Origin of the sequence: Micromonospora sp. NPDC093244, from assembly GCF_040683695.1 — a bacterium.
Taxonomy (GTDB): domain Bacteria; phylum Actinomycetota; class Actinomycetes; order Mycobacteriales; family Micromonosporaceae; genus Micromonospora.
In genome coordinates this window covers 143,514-165,133 of sequence record NZ_JBFBEO010000008.1, presented here as the reverse complement: position 1 = coordinate 165,133, position 21,620 = coordinate 143,514, and the positions used below count along the sequence as shown (strand labels likewise).

Sequence of the window (21,620 nt, the reverse complement as noted above, 5' to 3'; positions counted from 1 at the left end):
GCCGCTGCGGCGGCCGGCGACTAGTGACCTGGTGACGGGCTCCGTCGCAGACTCCGATCGGCCCTCGTCTACGGATGGGGGCCCACAGGAGTAGAGGAGCACATCGCATGCACTGGTCCCCACGCTGGCTCACCGCTGGCGCGGTCGGCGCGTTGGTGGTCGGGCTCGCCGCACCGGCGTCCGCCGACCCGCCCGCCCGGCCCGTCGGCCCCAATCCGGGCCCGAGCGCCCCCGGCGCCACGCCCGTTCGTGTCACCCTGATCACCGGAGACCAGGTCGAGCTCGCGCCGGCGGCGCCGGGTCGGGTCGCCGCCACCGTCCGCCCCGGCCCCGGGCGTGAGCGGGTCATCTTCCAGACCCTGGAGGTCGACGGCGGGCTGCGGGTGCTGCCCAGCGACGCGGTGCCCTACGTGTCCAGCGGGGTTCTCGACGCCAACCTGTTCGACGTGCAGGAGTTGGCCGCCGACGGCTACGGCGACGCCGCGCAGGGCGACCTGCCGCTGATCGTGCGCTACCAGGAGCCGGCCGCCGGTCGGGTCCGGCCGCTCACCGTCGCCGCCGACGCCCGCCCCCTGGCGAGCATCAACGGTGCCGCGTTGCGCGTCGGCAAGGGCGACCTCGGCGGCCTGTGGACCACCCTCGCCGCCACACCGGCCACCCGGGCCACGGCCGCCGCCCCCACGCTGGGCGGCGGCATCGCCCGCGTCTGGCTGGACGCCCGGGTACGCCCCGCGCTGGAGCACAGCGTGCCGCAGATCGGCGCACCGCAGGCCTGGGCGGCCGGCCGGGACGGCAACGGCGTGACGGTGGCGGTCCTCGACACAGGTGTCGACGCCACCCACCCCGACCTGGCCGGGCGGATCGCCGAGGCGCGGGACTTCTCCGACAGTGGCAGCGCCCGCGACGGCCACGGCCACGGCACCCACGTCGCGGCCACCATCGCCGGCAGCGGCGCCGCGTCGGCGGGGCTGCGCAAGGGTGTGGCGCCCGGCGCGCGCCTGCTGGTCGGCAAGGTGCTCGACGACGGCGGTTCCGGCAGCTCCTCGGCGATCATCGCCGGCATGGAGTGGGCCGCCCACTCCGGCGCGAAGGTCGTCAGCATGAGCCTCGGCGGTGACCCGACCGACGGCACCGACCCGATGAGCCAGGCCGTCAACGACCTGACCGCCGAGACCGGCGCGCTCTTCGTCGTCGCCGCCGGCAACGCGGGCGCCGCGCGTACCGTCGGCTCTCCGGGCGCGGCCACCGCGGCGCTCACCGTCGGCGCGGTGGACCGCGACGACAACCTCGCGGAGTTCTCCAGCCGCGGCCCGCGTCTCGGCGACAACGGCCTCAAGCCGGAGATCACCGCACCGGGCGTCGGCATCGTCGCCGCGCGGGCCGCGGGCACCACAATGGGTACGCCTGTGGGCGACGCCTACACGACCGCGTCCGGGACGTCGATGGCCACCCCGCACGTGGCCGGCGCGGCGGCGATCCTCGCCCAGGAACACCCCGACTGGGCCGCCGGGAAGCTCAAGGACGCTCTCGTGAGCACCACGAAGGCCAACCCGGCGCTCACCGTCTTCGAGCAGGGTGGCGGCCGGGTCGATGTGGCGCGGGCGCTCACGCAGCGGGTGTACGCGTCGTCCACAGTCGACTTCGGCCGGATCACCACCGGCGGCGCGACGGCCGAGCGGAGCGTGACGTACACCAACGGCACGAAGACCGCGCAGACCCTGCGGCTGGCTCTGGAGCTGCGCAACCTGGACAGCGGTGCGGCCGAGACCGACGGGGTCGCGCTCGGATCCGGCGAGGTGAGCGTGCCGGCGGGCGGCAGCGTGGCGGTGCCGCTGCGCGCCGACCCGGCGAAGTTCGCCCGTGGTCCGCACGGCGGTTGGTTGGTGGCGACAGGTACGGACGGCGTCGCCGTGCGGACGCCGGTCGGGCTCACCGTCAGCGGCCCCCTGCACGACGTCACGGTGAAGGTGTTGGATCGGCAGGGTCAGCTGACCCTGTCGCCCGGGTTGACCCTGTTCGGGGAGCAGCCCGAGTCGGACTACTGGGGTTGGTGGCCGGGGGAGGGCACCCTGCGGGTCGAGGAGGGCACGTACCTGCTGACCGCGCTGGTCGAGCACGGTGCACCGCTGGACGAGCAGATGACCCAGACCGTCGAGCCGGAGTTGACAGTCGACCGGGACCTGACGGTGGTGCTCGACGCCCGCAAGGGCACCCCGGTACGGATCGAGACGCCGAAGCCCAGCGAGCAGCGTGCCACGCTCAGCTTCTACGTGCACCGGGTGCTGGGCAACGGCCGGCAGATCGACCACGGCGTGATGGCCTACAGCACCGTCCAGCAGGTGAACGTCACGCCCACCCGGCAGGTGCGCCAGGGCGAGTTCGAGTTCGCCTCGCGCTGGCAGCTCGTCGCGCCCATGGTGCAGGCGACGGTCAGCGGGGTGTCCGGCCCGTCGGACATCAACCTGCTGGGCACCTCGCCGGCGCCGACCGGTCGGCGCAAGCTGCCGCTGGTCTGGGCCGGCGCCGGAACACCCGCCGAGCTGGCCCGGGCACGGGGTGCCGCCGCGCTGCTCGCCGCCGACCCGGCCCGTTCGGAGGACGAGCAGGTCGAGGCGGCCGCGAAGGCCGGAGCGGCGGTGGTGCTGATCGTCCGGCCGCAGGACCAGACCGCGTGGACGGTATGGCGGCCGGGCGGGGAGCGGCTGCCGATCCCCGCGATGGTCGTCGCGTACGACGACGGGCAGCGGCTGATCGCGGCGGCCCGCTGGGGCCGGGCGACGCTCGACCTCACACTGACCGTGGACAGCCCCTACCTGTACGACGTGTGGCAGGTGTCCAAGGGCCGGGTGCCGGAACGGATCGTGCACACAGTGACGGCGAAGAACACCGCCGAGGTGACCGCCAGCTACGGCGACATGGGCGCGGGCTGGGCCACCGAGGAGCGGTTCGGCTGGCGTCCCTGGCAGGAGTACGCCTGGAACGACGACCAGCGGATCGTCCGCAACGGCACCACCAGGCAGGAGTTCGTCAGCGCCGGGGACAACTGGTGGCAGCACCGGGTGTTGCACAAGTCCATGTTCATGCAGTGGGGGCAGTTGGAGGGCGGCCTGACCCAGGAGCCCCGCCGGTACGACGCCGACGACCGGGAGACCGAGACCTGGCACGCCCCGGTGGTCCGTCCGGCCGTACCGGCCGGCGCGGCCTCCGTGCCGACTCGCGCCGGTGACAGCCTGGACCTGCGGGTGCCCGAGTTCGTCGACGCCGACGGCCACTACACCGTGGCCGGGAACAGCGAGGAGTCGGACACCGTCGAGGCGCGGGTCAGCCGCGACGGGCGGCAGATCGCCGACCTGTCCGACGGCTGGGCGCCGGTGCCGACCAGCGCGGCGGCGGCACGCTACCGCCTGGACCTGACGACCCGGCGGGCCTCGGCCGCGTGGCGCTACGCCACCCGTACCGAGACGGCCTGGGAGTTCACCTCGGCGCGGCCGTCGGGCGGCGCGGCCGTCCCGCTGTCGCTGTTGCAGGTGGACTACCGGGTGCCGGCGGACCTGCTGAACACGGTTCGCGGCAACCGGCCGCACCAGGTGGGCCTGACCCTGCGCCAGCCGGCAGGGGTGCCCGCGCCGACGGGCACCAGCCTCCGGGTGGAGGTCTCCTTCGACGGGGGCGTCACCTGGCGGTCCGCGCCGACCCGGGGCTCCGGCACCCGGTACACCGCGACGGTGCCGGCCGGGCGCGGAACGGTCTCGCTGCGGGTGCACGCCCGCGACCGGGCCGGGAACACCGTCGAGCAGACCGTGGTCGACGCGTACGGGTTGCGCTGACGGGCGCGGGGGTAGGGCGGCTCGGGCCGTCCCACCCCCGCGCTGCCGGCGTCAGATCCAGCCGCGGCGGGCCACCTGGAACGCCAACCCGGGTCGGGTGTCCACGCCCGCGACGTCCATCAGGTCGGCGAGTCGTCGCTGCACGGTCCGCCGGCTCACCCCGAGCTGGGAGGCGATGGACTTGTCCGGTACGCCTGCCACGAACAGGGACAGCAGCCGCGCCTCGTCGGCGTCCGGCCGGTAGCCGTCGGCCGGGCGTCCGGTGTGCGAGCCGTCGTGGCCGGCGCCGGTGAGGGGATCCTCAAGCCGCAGCCGGGTGGCCACCCGCCAGTGGCTCTCGAACAGGGCGAGCAACGCGTCGAGCAGTTGACTACGGCCGATCACGGCGGCACTCGGCTCGCCGCCGTCCCGGTCGGGCACCAGCGGGCAGATGGCGGTTCGGGCGTCCACGATGGCCAGTCGGACCGGCAGGCGGTCCAGGACGCGGGCCTGTTCGCCGGCGCCGACGCCCTTGGCCAGGTCGGCGAGCGCGCCCGGTTCCAGCAGCAGTTCCCGTTCGTAGATGGCCCGGTAGCTCACCCCGCGGGCCAGCGCGTCGAACTCCTCCAGGTTCTCCGGCCCGGCCATCGCCAGGGGATTGGCCCGGCAGAACCAGAGCACCTCCGTACGCGCCGAGTTCTGCAGGTCGCGCAGCCGGTCGCGGAGCACCCCGGTGCCGGTGATCACCTCGACGAGGTGGTCGACGTGGTGCCGGCGCAGCCCGGAGCGGTACTCCTCAGCCAGCTGGGTGACCCGGTGACGGGCCGCCTCCAGGTCCTCCTGCCGGCGCAGCAGTGTCGCGCCGAGGGCGACGTCCGGGGCGTTCGGGCGCAGGGGGGCGTCCGGGTCGGCGTCGGTGGGCTGCACCAGGCCCTTGGCGCGCAGCGCCTCGACCTCGGCGACGACCTGCTCACGGGGCCGGTTCAGCCGGCGGACCAACTCGTCGATCCGGGCCGTGGTGAGCTGCAGCAGGCAGCGGTACAGCTCCTCCTCGGCGGGGGTCAGGCCGATCACGTCCAACACGTGGCAGAACTGTACGTCGCCCAGGTGGGGGGCACGTCGCGGCCCACCGGCGGGGCCCGTCGGCTGGTCAACTGTCGGGGCACGCGTCTACTGTCGGTTGCTGTGCTGGAAGAGCTGCGCATCACCGGGCTGGGCGTCATCGACGACACGACGCTGCCGCTGACCGGCGGCATGAACGTCATCACCGGCGAGACCGGTGCGGGCAAGACGATGGTGGTCACCGGTCTCGGCCTGCTCTTCGGTGGCCGGGCCGACGCCGGGCGGGTCCGTGCCCAACCGGGCCGGGCCGTGGTGGAGGGTCGGCTGCGGCTGGACGGCCGGGTCGCCGACGTGGTGTACGCACGCATCTCCGACGCCGGCGGCGAGCCCGACGAGGACGGCTCGCTGCTGCTGAGCCGCACGGTGACGGTCGAGGGCCGCTCCCGCGCGCACGTCGGTGGCCGGAGCATGCCGGTGTCGATGCTCGGCGAGGTCGGCGAGCAGGCGGTGGCCGTACACGGCCAGTCCGACCAGCTGCGGCTGCTACGCCCGACCGAGCAGCGTGCCGCCCTGGACCGGTTCGCCGGCCCGGCGCACGAGAAGCTGCTCGACGCGTTGCGCGAGGCGTACACGGGGTGGCGGCGGATCGTCGACGACCTGGCCGACAGGCGGCGCAACGCCCGCGAGCGCAACCAGGAGGCCGACCTGCTGCGGCTCGGCCTCGACGAGATCACCCGGGTCGATCCGCAGCCGGGTGAGGACGACGAGCTGAAGACCGAGGCGCAGCGGCTGGAGCACGCCGAGGGGCTGCGGACGGCGGCGCAGCTGGCGCAGCTGTGCGTGGCCGGCGGCGCGGAGGCGGCCGACGAGACACCGGACGCGACGGCGCTGCTCGGCACGGCCCGGCGCACCCTGGAGGCGCAGGCCGGCACCGATCCGGCGCTCGGTGAGTTGGCGGCCCGGCTGGAGGAGGCCGCGACCCTGGTCACCGACGTGTCCGCGGAGCTGTCGGCGTACCTGGCGACGCTCGACGCGGATCCGGCCCGGTTGCAGCACGTCTACGAGCGGCGGGCCGCGCTGCGCGCGTTGACCCGCAAGTACGCCGACGACGTCGACGGGGTGATCGCCTGGGCCGATCGGGCCCGCACCCGTCTGTCCGATCTGGACACGTCCGACGATCTGCTCGACGAGCTGGAGCGCGAGGGTCAGCGGCTGGCCGGTGAGGTGGCCGACCTGGCCGGTCGGGTGTCGGCGTCGCGGCAGGAGGCGGCGGTGCGTTTCGCCGGCCAGGTCACTGTCGAGCTTGCCGGTCTGGCCATGCCGCACGCCCGGATCGAGGTGGCGGTGCTGCCCCGCCCGGCCGGTCGCGCCGAGCCGACGTTGCCGGTCAACGGGGTGGAGGTGGGTGTCGGCCCGGACGGCGGTGACGAGGTGGAGCTGCGGTTGCTGGCGCATCCGGGCGCCCCGTCGTTGCCGTTGCAGCGCGGCGCGTCCGGCGGCGAGCTGTCCCGTGTGATGCTCGCCATCGAGGTGGTCTTCGCCGGCTCGGGAGGCCCACCCACGTTGGTCTTCGACGAGGTCGACGCGGGCGTCGGCGGTCAGGCGGCGGTGGAGATCGGTCGGCGCCTGGCCCGGTTGGCCCGCAGTCACCAGGTGTTGGTGGTCACCCACCTGCCGCAGGTGGCCGCGTTCGCCGATCGGCATCTGGTGGTGGCGAAGGACACCGGAGGTGCCGTGACGACAAGTGGCGTACGGGTGGTGGAGGACACCGAGCGGGCCCGGGAGCTGGCCCGGATGCTCGCTGGTTTGCCCGACTCGGATCTGGGTATCGCTCACGCCGAGGAGCTTCTGGCGGTAGCCGCGAAGGAAAGGCGGCCGTGACACCGCGTATTGTGAGCGCAAGCACACCGGCTTGTGCCGGTGTGTGCTTCCCTGGGTAGGCGGCCCTGCTCAGGCATGTCGCGACAGAAAAGCCTGCCTCACATGCCAGGATGGTCACGATGCGTCTACCCACGTTGCGCCGGAACCGAAACGCGGAGCCGGGCAGAGTCCTCGGCACCGCGCGCCTCGATCGCCGGACGAAGCGCCTGGTCGGCCGGCTGCGCCCGGGTGACATCGCGGTCATCGACCACGTCGACCTGGACCGGGTGGCGGCCGACTCGTTGGTCGCGGTCGGTGTCGCGGCGGTGCTCAACGCCAAGCCGTCGGTGTCCGGCCGCTATCCGAACCTCGGCCCGGAGGTGCTGGTCGCCGCCGGCATTCCGCTGCTCGACGACCTCGGGGAGGGCGTGTTCGAGCGGATCCGCGAGGGCGACCAGGTGCGCATCGAGGGCAACACGGTGTTCGCCGGCGACGAACCGGTGGCGCACGGCACCCTGCAGGACGCCGAGTCGGTCGCCAAGGCGATGGCCGACGCGCGGGAGGGTCTGTCGGTGCAGTTGGAGGCGTTCGCCGCCAACACGATGGACTACCTGCGCCAGGAACGGGACCTGCTGCTCGACGGCGTGGGCGTACCGGACATCGAGACGCAGATCCAGGGTCGGCACTGCCTGATCGTGGTGCGCGGCTACGACTACAAGGCCGACCTGGACGTGCTGCGCCCGTACATCCGGGAGTTCAAGCCGGTGCTGATCGGCGTCGACGGCGGCGCGGACGCGCTTGTCGAGGCCGGCTACACCCCCGACATGATCATCGGGGACATGGATTCGGTCACCGACGACGTGCTGCGCTGCGGCGCCGAGGTGATCGTGCACGCCTACCCGGACGGGCGGGCGCCGGGGCTGCCCCGGGTCAACGGTCTCGGCGTGCCGGCGATCACCTTCCCGGCCGCGGCGACGAGCGAGGACCTGGCCATGCTGCTCGCCGACGAGAAGGGTGCCTCGCTGCTGGTCGCCGTCGGCACGCACGCCACCCTCGTCGAATTCCTGGACAAGGGTCGCGGCGGGATGGCCTCGACGTTCCTGACCCGGCTGAAGGTCGGCGGCAAGCTTGTCGACGCCAAGGGCGTGAGCCGGCTCTACCGGCAGAGCATCTCCGGCTCGTCACTGCTGCTGCTCGTGCTGTCGGCGATCGCCGCGATGGCGTCCGCGGTGGCCGTGTCGACAGTCGGGAAGGCGTACCTGGGCGTCGTCGCCGAGTGGTGGGACAATTTCGTGTTCCAGCTGTACCGGCTGTTCTAGTTCCCGACCGATCAAGAGGCTGCAAGCGTGATCAATTTCCGCTACCACGTGGTGTCCCTCACCGCGGTCTTCCTGGCTCTGGCGATCGGCCTGGTGGTCGGCACGGCCGCCCTCAACGGCCCGGTCGCCGACTCGCTCAAGGAGCAGGTCACCGGGCTGCGCAAGGACAACCAGCAGTGGCGTCAGCAGGTCAGCAACATGGAGAAGCAGCTCGGGCTGGAGGAGGAGTTCGCCGAGGAGATGTCCCAGGTCGTCCTGCCGGGCACCCTCACCGGCCGCCGGGTCGTGGTGCTGAGCCTGCCGAACGGGCGCGACCACACCGAGGGTGTGCTCAAGAAGCTCCAGCTCGCCGGCGCCACCATCACCGGCCGGGTCGACCTCCAGGACAAGTTCATCAACCCGGACAACAACTCCAACCTGCTGGAACTCGCCGTCACCGCGGCCCGGCCGACCGCGCAGACCACCGGTCTGCCGGGCAACGGGCACGGCGTGGAGACCTCCAGCGCGCTGCTGGCCAGCGTCCTGCTGGACCGGGCGCAGGGCGTCGCGCCGGTCAGCGACGCCGACCGGCGGGCGGTGCTCGCCGCGTACAACAACGCCGGCTACCTGACCACCGACAACAACAAGGTCACCGGCTCGGCCGAGGCGGTCGTCGTGGTCAGCGGCCAGCCGTACGTGGACAAGGACTCCGACAAGCGGGACGAGTCGGTCGTCAAGATCGCCGAGCAGTTCGACCGGACCGGGTCGATCGTGGTGGGCGGCAACGGGTCGGTCGGCGGCAACCTGGTCTCCGTGGTCCGCGGTGACCCGGTGCTCGCGCAGACGATCTCCACGGTCGACAACGCCAACACCGTGCAGGGTCAACTGGTCACCAGCCTCGCCCTGGTGCAGCAGCTCACCGAAAAGAAGGCGGGTCAGTACGGCGTCGGCGACAACGCCGCCTCCCTGCTGCCTAGACTGCCCCAGTGAGCGAACGACGTACCCGCGTGTCCGTAATCGAGAAGGTGGCGGCGTGAGGGCGCTGGGCCGGCTGCTGATCGCCGGCGCCGGCGCCGCGGCGGCCCGGTACGCGCTGCGCGAGGTGCGCAGCGCCCCGGTCGGCCCCACGCTGGAGCGCACCAACTTCCGCGGGCGGACGGTGACCCTGGCCGCCGGTCCGGCGCTCGCCGCCGGAGCGGCCACCGTCGGCGCGTTCGGCGCGACCAGCGGCGCCTCCGGTGCGGCGGCCCTTGTCGCCGGCCTCGGCGCGGGTGGTGTCGGGCTGTACGACGACGTGGTGGGCGCCCGCCCGGAACAGAAGGCGGCGAAGGGCTTCGCCGGTCACCTCGCCGCCCTGCGCGAGGGGCGGGTCACCGCGGGTCTGGTCAAGGTCGTCGGGGTGGGCGCCGCCGGGCTGGGCGCCGCCGCGCTGCTCGCCGCCGACGCCCGGGTCGCGGCGCATCCGCGCCGGCAGCGGCACGGCACGTTCGGCAGGGGCGTCGACGTGCTGCTCGGCGCCGGCGTGATCGCCGGCACCGCCAACCTGCTCAACCTGCTCGACCTGCGACCCGGCCGGGCCATCAAGTCCGGGCTGGTGCTCGCCGCGCCGCTGACCGGTGGCCCGCACGGCGGGATCGCCGCCGGCGCCGCCGGTGCCGCAGCGGGCCTGCTGCGCGACGACCTGGCCGAGGACGTCATGCTCGGCGACAGCGGCGCGAACGCCCTCGGCGCGCTGCTCGGTGTCGCGCTCGCCGCCCGTACCGGCCCGCTCGGCCGGGCCGGTCTGCTGGCCGTGCTGGCCGGGCTCACCGCGGCCAGCGAGAAGGTCAGCTTCACGTCGGTGATCCAGCAGACCCCGGGGCTGCGGGAGCTTGACGCACTGGGCCGGCGCGCCGACTGACGTGACCAGACCGGCACCCCTCGCCGGCGCCGGCCGGCTGGCCGGGGCAGCCGCGCTCATCGCCGTCCTCACCGTGGCCAGCCGACTCGCCGGCTTCGGCCGTACCGCCGTGTTCACCTGGAGCCTCGCGCCCACCGACCTCGGCGGCGCCTACGTGGTGGCCAACGCGGTACCCAACTTCATCTTCGAGATCGTCGCCGGGGGAGCGCTGGCCAGTCTCGTCGTACCGCTGCTGGCCGGCGCGGTCGCGGCCGGGGACCGCACGGCGGTGGCCCGGACCACCGGGGCGCTGCTGACCTGGACGCTGGCTCTGCTGGTGCCGCTCGCGCTGCTCGTGGTGGTCGCCGCCGGGCCGGTGATCGGGCTGCTCGGCGACGGGTTGAGCGCCGCCCAGCAGCAGAGCGGCGTACGGATGCTGCGGGTCTTCGCGCCGCAGTTGCCGCTGTACGGCGTCGGCATCGTGCTCGCCGGGGTGCTCCAGGCGCACCGCCGCTTCGCCTGGCCGGTGCTCGCCCCGCTGCTGTCCAGTCTCACCGTCATCGTCGTGTACCTGGGGTTCACCGCGACCCAGGGCCGGTACGCCACAGTGGGCGAGGTGAGCCGCGACGGCGAGCTGCTGCTGTCGGCCGGCACCACGCTCGGCGTGGTGGTGCTGTCGTTGTCGCTGCTCATTCCGGTCCGGCGGCTGCGGCTGGGGCTGCGGGCCGGTTTCGGGTTCCCCGCCGACGCGCGGGCCCGGGTCGGCGCCCTGGCGGTCGCCGGCGCCGTCACCGTCACCACGCAGCAGATCGCGCTGATCGTCAGCCTGAACCAGGTGACAGTGGGCGCGGTCAGCAACCCGGGCGTCTACAACCTGGCGCAGACCGTCTACCTGCTGCCGTGGGCGGTGCTGGCGGTGCCGCTGGCCATCGCCGCCTACCCGACCCTGGCCGCGGCGCACACGGCAGGTGACGAGGCCACCTACCGTTCGACCCTCGCCCCCGCCGTACGCGGGGTGCTCCTGTTCAGCTGCCTCGGCGCCGCCGCGCTGATCGGCACCGCCGGCCCGGTGGGGCACTTCTTCTTCCCCGGATCCGCGACGGCCGCCTCGACCGCCGCCGCCGCGATCATCGGGTACGCGCCGGGTCTGCTCGGCTACGGCCTCTTCGCGGTGCTCACCCGGGCGCTGTACGCGCGGGGCGAGACCCGGGCGGCCACCGGCGCCACAGCCGTCGGCTTCCTGGTGGTGCCGGCAGTCGTCCTGCTGTTCGGCGCGCTGCTGCCGGTACGGGACCGGGTCCTCGCGGTCACCTCCGCCAACTCGGTGGGGATGCTGGTGCTCGGGGCGCTCCTGCTCACGGCGGTGCGGCGCAGCGCTGGCCGCGCGGCACTGGGCGGCGCGGCGCGGGCCGGGACGGCAGGTGCCCTCGCCGGGTCGCTTGCCGCTCTCGTCGGGCTGGGCGTCACCCGGCTGCTCGACACGCCGGACGGCGGCACCCCGACGATGGCGGCGGCACTCGGTCAGGGCATGCTGTCCGGGGTTCTGGTCGGGGTGGTGTTCCTCGCCGTGGTCTGGTTCGTCGACCGGCGGGACGTACGGCCGCTGCTCGCCGGGGCGCTGCGCCGCCTGAACCGGCGGGGGCCGCGACAGCCCGGCGGGGGGTCGACGCCGACCGCGCCGGAGCGGGGCGACGGGAAGGAGACGGTGGGCCAGTGAGCGGGGGACGTGAGCCAGCTCAGCAGGCCGGCTGGTCGGGCAGTGTCGCGTTGGTGCTCGCCTCCAGCACCGGTGGTGTCGGCCAGCACGTCCGGTCGGTGGCACGCGGGCTCGTCGCGGCAGGTGCGCGGGTGCTGGTGTGCGGGCCGGCGGCGACGCAGGAGCAGTTCGACTTCGTGAGCGTCGGTGCCCGGTTCGAGCCGGTGGAGATCCCGGCCAGCCCGACCCCCGCCGACGCGCGCGCGGTGCTCGCCGTGCGCCGGGTGCTCGCCGAGGCCCGGGTCGACGTGGTGCACGCCCACGGCCTGCGCGCCGGGCTGGTGGCCGTACTGGCCCGTCCGACCGCCCCGCTGGTGGTGACCTGGCACAACGCTGTCCTCGCCGGTGGGTTGCGCGGCGGCGTGTCCCGTCTCGTCGAGCGGGTGGTGGCCCGGGGCGCCCGGGTGGCCCTCGGCGCGTCCGCGGACCTGGTGGACCGGGCCGCCGCGCTGGGCGCCGCCGACGCCCGGCTCGCCCCGGTCGCCGCGCCGACCCTGCCCGAGCCGCGCCGACGTCCGGCGGCGGTGCGGGCCGAGTTCGGCGTACGGCCGGACCAGCCGCTCATCGTGTCGGTGGGCCGGTTGCACCCGCAGAAGCGCTACGACGTGCTGATCGACGCGGCGGCCCGCTGGCGTACCCGGACACCGCCGCCGGTCGTGGTGATCGCCGGCAGCGGACCGGCGTACCTGCCGTTGGCTGCCCGGACGTCCGCGGCCCGCGCGCCGGTGACCCTGCTGGGGCACCGTGCCGACGTGGCGGACCTGCTCGCCGGCGCCGACCTGGCGGTCGTGAGCAGCGACTGGGAGGCCCGGCAGCTGTTCGCGCAGGAGGCGCTGCGCGCGGGCGTACCCCTGGTGGCCACCGCTGTCGGTGGGCTGCCGGAGCTGGTCGGGGACGCCGCGGCGCTGGTTCCGCCCGGTGACGTGGACGCCCTCGACGCGGCGGTGCGCGCCCTGCTGGACGACCCGGCGGCCCGGGCCGAACTGGGCCGCCGCGGCGCCGAGCGGGCGCTGACCTGGCCCACCGAGGCGGACACGGTGGCCGCGCTGACCGCGCTCTACGCCGAGCTGACCGCCCCCACCGGTCCGACGGCAACCCGGGCGCCCGGAACGGGGCAGCGCTGATGCTGCGTCGACTCGCGCCCGCCGTGTTGACGGTGCTCGTGGTGGCGCTGGGTGTCGCCGGGCTGGCCGTGCGGCCGCCGCAGGGCACCCCGCAGCGCACCGCCGACTTCGTGGTCCTCGCGGGTGTCGCGGGTCTGCGCTGGGAGGACGTGGATCCGCAGCGCACCCCGACGCTGTGGCGGATGGCCCAGCAGGGTGCGATCGGTTCGCTGTCGGTGCGGTCCGCGCACCGGCCCACCTGCCCGGTGGACGGGTGGCTCACCCTCGGCGCGGGCAGCTTCGCCGGGTGGAACGGCAGCCGGCCCGACGGTGGCTGCCCGGCGGCAGGGGTGGCCGTGGAGCAGCCGGACGGCATCGGCGCCAACCTGCCCGACCAGGAGAGCGTCGTCCAGTACAACCAGCAGCGGCTGCCGTGGAACACCATGCCCGGCTCGCTGTCGGAGTCGGTGCGCTGCTCGGTCGCCGTGGGGCCGGGCGCGGCCGTGGCGGCCGCGCGACCGTTCGGCCGGGTCGACAGGTACGCCTCGGCGCTGCCCGACGACCCCCGCCTGCTGCTCGGCTCGTGTGTGCTGAGCATCGTCGACCTCGGCACGGTCACCGGGGCCGACCCGGCGACGCGCGCCCAGGAGGCCCGCGAGGCGGACGCCCAGCTCGCCCGGGTGATGGCGGCCCGCCCGCCACGGTCGCTGGTGCTTGTCGCCGGGATCTCCGACACCGCCGGGCCGTCCCGGCTGCACGTGGTGGTCGCCGACGGGCCGGGCTGGGAGCGGGGGTGGCTCACGTCGGCCAGCACCGGCCGGGACGGGTACCTGCAACTTGTCGACCTCGCGCCGACCGCGCTTGCCGCGCTGGGCCGGCCGATGCCGGAGCGGCTCTTCCTCGGCCGGCCGGCGATCAGCACGGGTGACCGCCCGGACGACCTGGCGGACGCCGTCAACGCCCCGGCGGACGCCGACCGGGAGGCGGCAGCCCAACGGACCGTCTCCGGCGGGTTCTTCACGGTGCTGGCCGTGGTGCAGGTGCTGCTGGCCCTGGCGGTGCTGCCGCTGCTGCGCCGGGCGCGGCCGCACGCCGGGCCGACCGGTCCGACGCCGGCGCCGGCGCGGCTCGTGGCGGTGGTCGAGGTGCTGCTGGTGGCGGCGGCGTTGACGGTGCCGGCGGCGCTGCTCGCCGACGCGGTGCCCTGGTGGCGGGGCGAGCATCCCGGCTGGATCTTCGCGGGGGTGACCGCGCTGCTGGTGGCGGCCGGTACGGCGGCGGTCCGGTTCGCGCCCGGCTGGGCGGGCACCCTCGGTCCGCTCGGCGCGGTGGCCGGCCTCACCACGCTCGTCGTGGGGCTGGACGTGCTCACCGGGGCGCGGCTGCAGCTCAACGGTGTGGTGGGCTATTCGGCGTTGCAGGGTGGCAGGTACTCGGGTCTGAGCACCGTCGGGCTGGGCGTGCTGCTCGCCGGGGCGCTGCTCAGCGGCGGCTGGCTCGCCCAGCGGGTGCCCCGGGGCTGGCGGCCCGCGGTGGTGGTGGCCGTGGGTGGCGTCGCAGTGGTGGTCGTCGGCAGCCCGTACCTGGGCGCCGATCCGGTGGGGGCGATCGCGCTCACCGCCGGTCTGAGCGTGGCAGCGGTGATCAGCGGTGGCGGCTGGCTGACCATCAGCCGGTTGGCGTGGGCGTCGATGGCCGCGCTGGCGGTGGCCGTCGGCTTCGCCGTGGTGGATCTGCGCCGCCCGCCGGCGGAGCGGGGCAGCCTGGGCCGGTTCCTGTCGGCAGTCGGCGACGGCACCGGCGGGTTCACCGTGCACAGGTCGAGTACGGAGAACTTCGAGACGCTCGTCAACAGTCCGCTGACCGTGCTGGCGTTGGCCGGCGGGCTGCTGGTGTGGTTCGCGTTGCTCCAGCCGTGGGGCGGCCTGATGCGGCTGTTCGGCATCTATCCGGCGGTCCGGGCCGCGCTGGCCGGCACGGCGGTCGCCGCGGTGCTCGGTGGGGTGCTCGACGGGGCGGCGCTCGACGTCGCCGGCGCCGCCGCCGCGCTTGTGGTGCCGATGGCCGCGCTGGCGTCGCTGCGGGTGCTCGGGCACGCCGCGGACCGGACCCGCCCGGGCGTGGGCCGCCTGCGTGACGACGCGGCCTCCGGCGACGGGCCGGGCGCCGCCGACGATGCTGACCCGGGCGGCGACGCGGGTCCCGGCGGCGACGCGGGCTCCGGCGGTGTCGGTCCGGCCGGTGGCGGCCCGACCGGCGGTGGTGGTCCGCTGGGCGCGGTGCATCCCCGGCCGATCAGCGGCCCTCCCGCGAGCCCGCCCCGACCCCAGGTGTCGCCGCCGGCCGAACGGTCCCCGGACGTCGAGGACGGGCCGGAGCCGACCGCCGCCGTGCTGCCGCCCCGGCAGGTCACCCGATCATCGACCGAGGTTGCCGCTCCCTGAGCGTCGGCTGTCCTCGCGGTGACCCCTGTGGTGTCGCAGCCGGGGTGCGGCCTGCGGGTACCGGCCCGGGAGGTGTTACCGTCGAATCCCGTGGATCGCGTGATCAGTGAGCTGATCAAGCACGGCGGTCTGCATGACCGCGACAGACGACACGGGAGCAGGCCTTGGCCCCATCAGCACGGACGACCAGGCACATTTTCGTCACCGGGGGCGTCGCCTCCTCGCTGGGTAAGGGCCTCACCGCCTCCAGCCTCGGCAACCTGCTGACCGCGCGCGGGCTGCGCGTGGTGATGCAGAAGCTCGACCCCTACCTGAACGTCGACCCGGGGACGATGAACCCGTTCCAGCACGGCGAGGTCTTCGTCACCGAGGACGGCGCCGAGACCGACCTCGACGTCGGGCACTACGAGCGCTTCCTGGACCGGGCGTTGTCCGGCAAGGCGAACGTCACCACCGGCCAGATCTACTCCGACGTGATCGCCAAGGAGCGGCGCGGCGAGTACCTGGGCGACACCGTCCAGGTCATCCCGCACATCACCAACGAGATCAAGTCGCGGATCCTGTCGATGGCCGACCCGGACGACGACGGCCAGCAGCCCGACGTGGTGATCACGGAGGTCGGCGGGACGGTGGGCGACATCGAGTCGTTGCCGTTCCTGGAGGCGATCCGCCAGGTCCGGCACGACCTGGGCCGCGACAACTGCTTCTACCTGCACGTGTCGCTGGTGCCGTACCTGGCGCCGTCGGGTGAGCTGAAGACCAAGCCGACGCAGCACTCCGTGGCGCAGCTGCGCAACATCGGTATCCAGCCGGACGCCATCGTGCTGCGCTGCGACCGGGAGATCCCGGTGAAGCTCAAGGAGAAGCTGTCGCTCTACTGCGACGTCGATGCCGAGGCGGTCGTCGCGGCTCCGGACGCGCCGAGCATCTACGACATCCCGAAGGTCCTGCACCGCGAGGGTCTGGACGCGTACGTGGTGCGCCGGCTCGGGCTCTCCTTCCGGGACGTGGACTGGACGAGCTGGGACGACCTGCTGGAGCGGGTGCACCGGCCCCGGCACACGGTCACCGTGGCGGTGGTCGGCAAGTACGTCGACCTGCCTGACGCGTACCTGTCGGTGAGCGAGGCCATCCGCGCGGCGGGCTTCGGTCACCGTGCGCGGGTGCAGCTCAAGTGGGTGCCCAGCGACGAGTGCGTCACCCCGGCCGGCGCGGCGGCGGCCCTGGCCGGCGTGGACGGCATCCTGATCCCCGGCGGCTTCGGCGTACGCGGCATCGAGGGCAAGATCGGCACCGCCCGGTACGCCCGCGAGAACGGCATCCCGCTGCTCGGCCTCTGCCTCGGCCTGCAGTGCATGACCATCGACGTGGCCCGGCACCTGGCCGACCTGGACGGCGCGAACTCCCTCGAGTTCGACGAGCAGGCCGCCCACCCGGTCATCGCCACGATGGCCGACCAGGAGGACATCGTCGCCGGCAGGGGTGACCTGGGCGGCACGATGCGGCTCGGGGCGTACCCGGCGACGTTGACCGAGGGTTCGATCGTCGCCGAGGCGTACGGCAGCACCGAGATCAGCGAGCGGCACCGGCACCGGTACGAGGTGAACAACGCCTACCGGGACGCGCTGACCAAGGCGGGTCTGCGCATCTCCGGCACGTCGCCGGACGGCCGGCTCGTCGAGTTCATCGAGTTGGACCGGAGCCTGCACCCGTTCTTCGTGGCCACGCAGGCGCACCCGGAGCTCAAGAGCCGCCCGACGCGCCCGCACCCGCTGTTCGCCTCGTTCGTGAAGGCCGCCGTGGCGTACTCGCAGGCCGACCAGCTCCCTGTCGACCTGGACGCGGCCGAGGCCCCGACGGCGCGCAAGGCCTCCCGCAACGGCGCCGCGTCGACTGCCGCGTCCGCCTCGTGAGCAACCTCGAGCACCGCTACGAGGTCCGTTCCCGCGAGGAGCGGTACCGGGGGCGGATCTTCGACGTGGTCACCGAGGAGGTGACCATGCCGGGCGGCGGAACCGGCGTGCGTGACCTCGTCCGGCACGTCGGGGCGGTGGCCGTGGTGGCGCTCGACGACGCCGGCCAGGTGGTGCTGATCCGGCAGTACCGGCATCCGGTGGGGCGGCACCTGTGGGAGCTGCCGGCCGGGCTGATGGACGTCTCCGGCGAGGAACTGCCGGTCGCGGCGCTGCGGGAGCTGGCCGAGGAGGCGGACCTGACCGCCGGGCGGGTCGACGTGCTTGTCGACCTGCACAGCTCGCCCGGTTTCACCGACGAGGTCGTCCGGGTGTTCCTGGCCCGGGACCTCGCCGACGTGCCCCTGGACGAGCGGCACGAGCGCCACGACGAGGAGGCCGACCTCCAGGTCGTGCGGATCGACCTGGACGAGGCGGTCGCCATGGTCCTGGCCGGCGAGGTCACCAACGCGTCAGCGGTGGCCGGGCTGCTGGCCGCGGCCCGCGCCCGGGACACCGGCTTTACGACGCTGCGCCGGGCGGACGCGCCGCTGCCGCGCTGAGCGCCGCCGCCGGTCCAGCCGGCGGGGGTACGCGAAGGGGCCCCGCGGTCAGCCGCGGGGCCCCTTCGCGCGTCGATCCGGCCGCTCAGTCGCGCAGCGGACGGCCCTGCGCGTCGGTGCCGCCGTTGACCAGGATCAGGATGCCGTCGATGAGGCCCCAGAAACCGCCGACGCCGCAGGTCACCAGGCTCACGACGAGCTGAAGAACGGCGATCTTGGTGTGTCCGGTGTAGAACCGACCGGCCCCGAAGGTGCCGAGCAGGATGCCGAGGATGCCCGCGACGACCTTGCTCTTGTCGGAGTAACCCGGGGCGTACCCGGGCTGGTAAGGAGGAGTGGTCATGGGCGGTCACATTAGTGATCCACTCGCCTGCTGTCCGCACCGCCACCCGGCAGATGGGACGATAATGGCCGAAGATTGTCCTGACGGCTGAGGCGACGCTCCACCGCCGTACCGCGCCGGCTGCCCTGACACATCGTCAGGACACCCGGCCACCAGATGCCACTGTGCTGGCCCGCGGCGGCGTCGGACGCGCCTAGACTGCCGCCGGCGGGACCGGTGGACCGTGGTGGCAATGGGGCCATCGCGGCACCGAGCAGTCGGGGGAGAGCAGCCCCGAAGAGAGGTGTCTGCATCGTGAAGGTCGGAATCCCACGCGAGGTCAAGAACCACGAGTACCGCGTGGCGATCACGCCAGCGGGTGTCAACGAGTTCACCCGCAGCGGCCACCAGGTCTTCGTCGAGTCCGGCGCCGGGGTCGGCTCCAGCATCACCGACGAGGAGTTCGCCGCCGCCGGCGCGAAGATCCTCGCCACCGCCGACGAGGTGTGGGAGACCGCCGAGCTGGTGCTCAAGGTCAAGGAGCCGATCGCCGAGGAGTACCACCGCATGCGCGAGGGGCAGGTGCTCTTCACCTACCTGCACCTGGCCGCCTCGAAGGAGTGCACCGACGCGCTCATCGACCGCAAGGTCACCGGCATCGCGTACGAGACCGTCGAGCTGCCCGACCGTTCGCTGCCGCTGCTCGCCCCGATGTCCGAGGTCGCCGGCCGGCTCGCCCCGCAGGTGGGCGCCTTCTACATGATGCGGACCGGCGGTGGGCGCGGTGTGCTGCCCGGTGGCGTCTCCGGCGTGTACGCGGCCAAGACCGTCGTCATCGGCGCCGGCGTCTCCGGCATGAACGCCGCAGCCATCGCGCTCGGTCTGCAGTCCGAGGTGCTGCTGCTGGACAAGAACGTCGCCCGGCTGCGGTCGGCCGACGCCATCTACCGGGGCCACCTGCAGACCGTCGCGTCGAACGCGTACGAGGTCGAGCGGGCGGTGCTCGACGCCGACCTGGTCATCGGCGCGGTGCTGGTGCCCGGCGCGAAGGCCCCGACGCTGATCTCCAACGAGCTGGTCTCCCGGATGAAGCCGGGCAGCGTGCTCGTCGACATCGCTATCGACCAGGGCGGCTGCTTCGAGGACTCGCGTCCCACCACGCACGCCGACCCGGTCTACAAGGTGCACGAGTCGATCTTCTACTGCGTCGCGAACATGCCGGGCGCGGTGCCCAACACCAGCACGTACGCGCTGACGAACGTCACCCTGCCGTACGCCCTGGAGCTGGCCAACCAGGGCTGGCGCGAGGCGCTGCGCAGCGACCCGGCCCTCGCTCTGGGCCTGAACACCCACGCCGGTCGGGTCACCTACGGCCCGGTCGCCGAGGCGCACGGCATGGACGTGCTCCCGCTGGCCGACGCGCTGAACTGAGCGGTGGCGGGCTGACCGGCATCACGGCCAGCGCCGGCGCGGACGAGCGGTCCGCGCCGGCGCTGCGTCGCGCCGTGCGCGCGTACCTCGACCACCTCACCGTCGAACGCGGCCTGTCCGCGAACACCTTGGCGTCGTACCGCCGGGACCTGGACCGCTACCTCGCGACCCTCGCCGACGCCGGCGTCGCCGACCTCGCGTCGGTCGGCGCCGGCGTCGTCGAATCGCACCTGGCCCGGCTGCGCGCCGGCGACGACGAGCACCCGCCGCTGGCGGTCTCCTCCGCCGCCCGCGCCGCCAGCGCGGTACGCGGCCTGCACCGCTTCGCGCTCCGCGAGGGCCTGACCGGCGTCGACCCGAGCCGCGACGTGCGCCCACCCACACCACCGCGTCGGCTGCCCCGCGCCCTGCCGGTCGACGACGTGGTCCGGCTGCTGGAGGCCGCCGGCGCGGTCACCGCGACAGGCGACGACGCGCCGCTCGCGCTGCGCGACAGGGCGCTGCTGGAGTTCCTGTACGGCACCGGCGCGCGCATCTCCGAGGCGGTGGGCGCCGCTGTCGACGACCTGGACGTCGACGAGGGCACCGCGCTGCTGCGCGGCAAGGGCGGCCGGGTGCGGCTGGTGCCGATCGGCGGGTACGCCGTCGAGGCGGTGCGCGCCTACCTGGTGCGGGCCCGCCCCGGGCTGGCCGCGGCGGGCCGGGGCACCCCCGCGGTGTTCCTCAACGCCCGGGGCGGCGCGCTGTCGCGCCAGGGCGCCTGGATGATCCTGCGCCGGGCCGCCGCCCACGCCGGACTGCCGGTCGACGGACCCGCCGCGGTGTCCCCGCACACCCTGCGCCACTCGTACGCCACCCACCTGCTCGACGGCGGCGCCGACGTACGGGTGGTCCAGGAACTGCTCGGCCACGCCTCGGTCACCACCACCCAGGTCTACACGCTCGTCACCGTCGAACGGCTGCGCGAGGTGTACGCCACGGCCCACCCGCGCGCCCGGGGCTGAGGCCACCGGTCGCGGTCGGTCCCGACACGCCGGGCCGGTGCCGAACCCCCTGCTGGTCGGTGGCGTACAGTCGGCATCGGCGCGGACCTCCTGGGGCGACACGACCGGGGTGCGCAGCGGCGCCGCGAAGGACGTCGGACGGCTCCGACGCCGGGTGGGGTCGTCGGGAGGGGGCAACGAGCACATGGCTGGCAACGGTGACCGTGCCGAGACCTGGACGTCGGAGCTCCGCGAGCAGCAGGCCACGCTCGGTGCGGACCTCGGTCCGGCGGATCCGGCTGCCTACACGATGCGCAAGCCCATCCCCGAGCCCATGCCCACCGATCGGCACGGCCCGGCGCGCATCATCGCGATGGCCAACCAGAAGGGTGGCGTCGGCAAGACCACCACCACCATCAACCTGGGTGCCGCCCTGGCCGAGTACGGCCGCAAGGTGCTGCTCGTCGACTTCGACCCGCAGGGCGCGCTGTCGGTGGGCCTGGGGGTCAACCCGCACAACCTCGACCTGTCCGTCTACAACCTGCTCATGCAGGACGACGTGACCGCCGAGGACGTCCTCATCAAGACCGACGTGGCGGGCCTGCACCTGCTGCCTGCCAACATCGACCTCTCCGCCGCCGAGATCCAGCTCGTCAACGAGGTCGCCCGCGAGATGGCCCTGGCCCGGGTCCTGCGCTCGGTCCGCAAGGAGTACGACTACATCCTGATCGACTGCCAGCCGTCCCTCGGTCTGCTGGCGATCAACGCGCTGACCGTCGCGCACGGCGTGCTCATCCCGCTCGAGTGCGAGTTCTTCAGCCTGCGTGGTGTGGCGCTTCTACTGGACACCATCGACAAGGTGCGTGAGCGGCTCAACTTCGACCTGGAACTCGAAGGCATCCTCGCCACCATGTACGACAGCCGCACCACCCACTGCCGCCAGGTGTTGCAGCGGGTGGTGGAGGCGTTCGGCGACAAGGTCTACCAGACGGTCATCACCAAGACGGTGAAGTTCCCCGAGTCCACCGTGGCCGGCGCCCCCATCACGACGATGGACCCGGCGTCCTCCGGGGCACGCAACTACCGTCAGCTGGCCCGCGAGGTGATCGCCGCCCAGTCGGAGCGGTAGCCGGAACGCCCGGTGTCCGTCGCGTGCACTAC

At 73.9% G+C, this 21,620-nt stretch carries 15 protein-coding genes; 13 read left to right on the top strand and 2 right to left on the bottom strand.

Going from position 1 to position 21,620, the window contains the following annotated elements; all coding sequences use genetic code 11:
• The first annotated feature begins 107 nt into the window (after positions 1-107).
• Entirely contained in the window at positions 108-3,827 is a 3,720-nt protein-coding gene (locus tag AB0N27_RS28020) for a S8 family serine peptidase (RefSeq protein ID WP_364376037.1), read from the top strand.
• Between the two features lie 51 nt (positions 3,828-3,878).
• On the opposite strand, the gene AB0N27_RS28015 is transcribed toward AB0N27_RS28020, so the two are convergent.
• Positions 3,879-4,889, bottom strand: a complete 1,011-nt coding sequence (locus AB0N27_RS28015; protein WP_364376034.1) for a helix-turn-helix domain-containing protein — start codon at positions 4,887-4,889, stop codon at positions 3,879-3,881.
• Between the two features lie 102 nt (positions 4,890-4,991).
• On the opposite strand from AB0N27_RS28015, the gene recN reads away from it, so the two are divergent.
• The 9 genes from recN to AB0N27_RS27970 all read left to right on the top strand — a co-directional run bounded on the left by recN (position 4,992) and on the right by AB0N27_RS27970 (position 17,723).
• On the top strand, positions 4,992-6,749 hold the full coding sequence (gene recN / locus AB0N27_RS28010; RefSeq protein ID WP_364376031.1) for a DNA repair protein RecN: 1,758 nt from the start codon (positions 4,992-4,994) through the stop codon (positions 6,747-6,749).
• Between the two features lie 119 nt (positions 6,750-6,868).
• On the top strand, positions 6,869-8,047 hold the full coding sequence (steA, locus tag AB0N27_RS28005; RefSeq protein WP_354828401.1) for a putative cytokinetic ring protein SteA: 1,179 nt from the start codon (positions 6,869-6,871) through the stop codon (positions 8,045-8,047).
• Between the two features lie 27 nt (positions 8,048-8,074).
• Positions 8,075-9,016: a copper transporter gene (locus tag AB0N27_RS28000; protein ID WP_364376027.1), complete on the top strand. Its 942-nt coding sequence runs from the start codon at positions 8,075-8,077 to the stop codon at positions 9,014-9,016.
• A 43-nt stretch (positions 9,017-9,059) separates the two neighbouring features.
• Entirely contained in the window at positions 9,060-9,926 is an 867-nt protein-coding gene (locus tag AB0N27_RS27995; RefSeq protein WP_364376024.1) for a hypothetical protein, read from the top strand.
• Between the two features lies 1 nt (position 9,927).
• Positions 9,928-11,622: a lipid II flippase MurJ gene (locus AB0N27_RS27990; protein WP_364376021.1), complete on the top strand. Its 1,695-nt coding sequence runs from the start codon at positions 9,928-9,930 to the stop codon at positions 11,620-11,622.
• A complete protein-coding gene (locus tag AB0N27_RS27985) occupies positions 11,619-12,785 on the top strand; it encodes a glycosyltransferase family 4 protein (RefSeq protein ID WP_364376018.1) in 1,167 nt (388 codons plus the stop codon). Before AB0N27_RS27990 ends, AB0N27_RS27985 begins: the two co-directional genes overlap by 4 nt.
• A complete protein-coding gene (locus AB0N27_RS27980; RefSeq protein WP_364376015.1) occupies positions 12,785-15,208 on the top strand; it encodes a hypothetical protein in 2,424 nt (807 codons plus the stop codon). Before AB0N27_RS27985 ends, AB0N27_RS27980 begins: the two co-directional genes overlap by 1 nt.
• 164 nt (positions 15,209-15,372) lie before the next feature.
• Positions 15,373-17,121, top strand: a complete 1,749-nt coding sequence (locus AB0N27_RS27975; protein ID WP_364376012.1) for a CTP synthase — start codon at positions 15,373-15,375, stop codon at positions 17,119-17,121.
• Complete coding sequence (locus tag AB0N27_RS27970; RefSeq protein ID WP_364376009.1) at positions 17,118-17,723, top strand: NUDIX hydrolase; 606 nt, start codon at positions 17,118-17,120, stop codon at positions 17,721-17,723. Before AB0N27_RS27975 ends, AB0N27_RS27970 begins: the two co-directional genes overlap by 4 nt.
• A gap of 85 nt (positions 17,724-17,808) precedes the next feature.
• Here the strand turns inward: AB0N27_RS27970 and AB0N27_RS27965 are convergent, their stop codons facing one another.
• Positions 17,809-18,066 (bottom strand): TM2 domain-containing protein, encoded by a 258-nt coding sequence (locus AB0N27_RS27965; protein ID WP_364376006.1) that lies wholly within the window; start codon positions 18,064-18,066, stop codon positions 17,809-17,811.
• 294 nt (positions 18,067-18,360) lie between these two features.
• Here AB0N27_RS27965 and ald point away from each other — a divergent pair, with 294 nt between their 5' ends.
• The 3 genes from ald (at position 18,361) to AB0N27_RS27950 (ending at position 21,588) form a co-directional block, all read left to right on the top strand.
• Complete coding sequence (ald, locus tag AB0N27_RS27960) at positions 18,361-19,476, top strand: alanine dehydrogenase (RefSeq protein ID WP_364376003.1); 1,116 nt, start codon at positions 18,361-18,363, stop codon at positions 19,474-19,476.
• Between the two features lie 20 nt (positions 19,477-19,496).
• Positions 19,497-20,480: a site-specific tyrosine recombinase XerD gene (locus AB0N27_RS27955; RefSeq protein ID WP_364376078.1), complete on the top strand. Its 984-nt coding sequence runs from the start codon at positions 19,497-19,499 to the stop codon at positions 20,478-20,480.
• A gap of 184 nt (positions 20,481-20,664) precedes the next feature.
• Positions 20,665-21,588, top strand: a complete 924-nt coding sequence (locus tag AB0N27_RS27950; protein ID WP_088990243.1) for a ParA family protein — start codon at positions 20,665-20,667, stop codon at positions 21,586-21,588.
• Positions 21,589-21,620: the final 32 nt, after the last annotated feature.

Coding starts and splice junctions, on each gene's coding strand:
- AB0N27_RS28020 (WP_364376037.1), top strand. CDS start 108: ATGCACTGGTCCCCACGCTGGCTCACCGCTGGCGCGGTCGGCGCGTTG.
- steA (WP_354828401.1), top strand. CDS start 6,869: ATGCGTCTACCCACGTTGCGCCGGAACCGAAACGCGGAGCCGGGCAGA.
- AB0N27_RS27980 (WP_364376015.1), top strand. CDS start 12,785: ATGCTGCGTCGACTCGCGCCCGCCGTGTTGACGGTGCTCGTGGTGGCG.
- AB0N27_RS27965 (WP_364376006.1), bottom strand. CDS start 18,066: ATGACCACTCCTCCTTACCAGCCCGGGTACGCCCCGGGTTACTCCGAC.
- AB0N27_RS27950 (WP_088990243.1), top strand. CDS start 20,665: ATGGCTGGCAACGGTGACCGTGCCGAGACCTGGACGTCGGAGCTCCGC.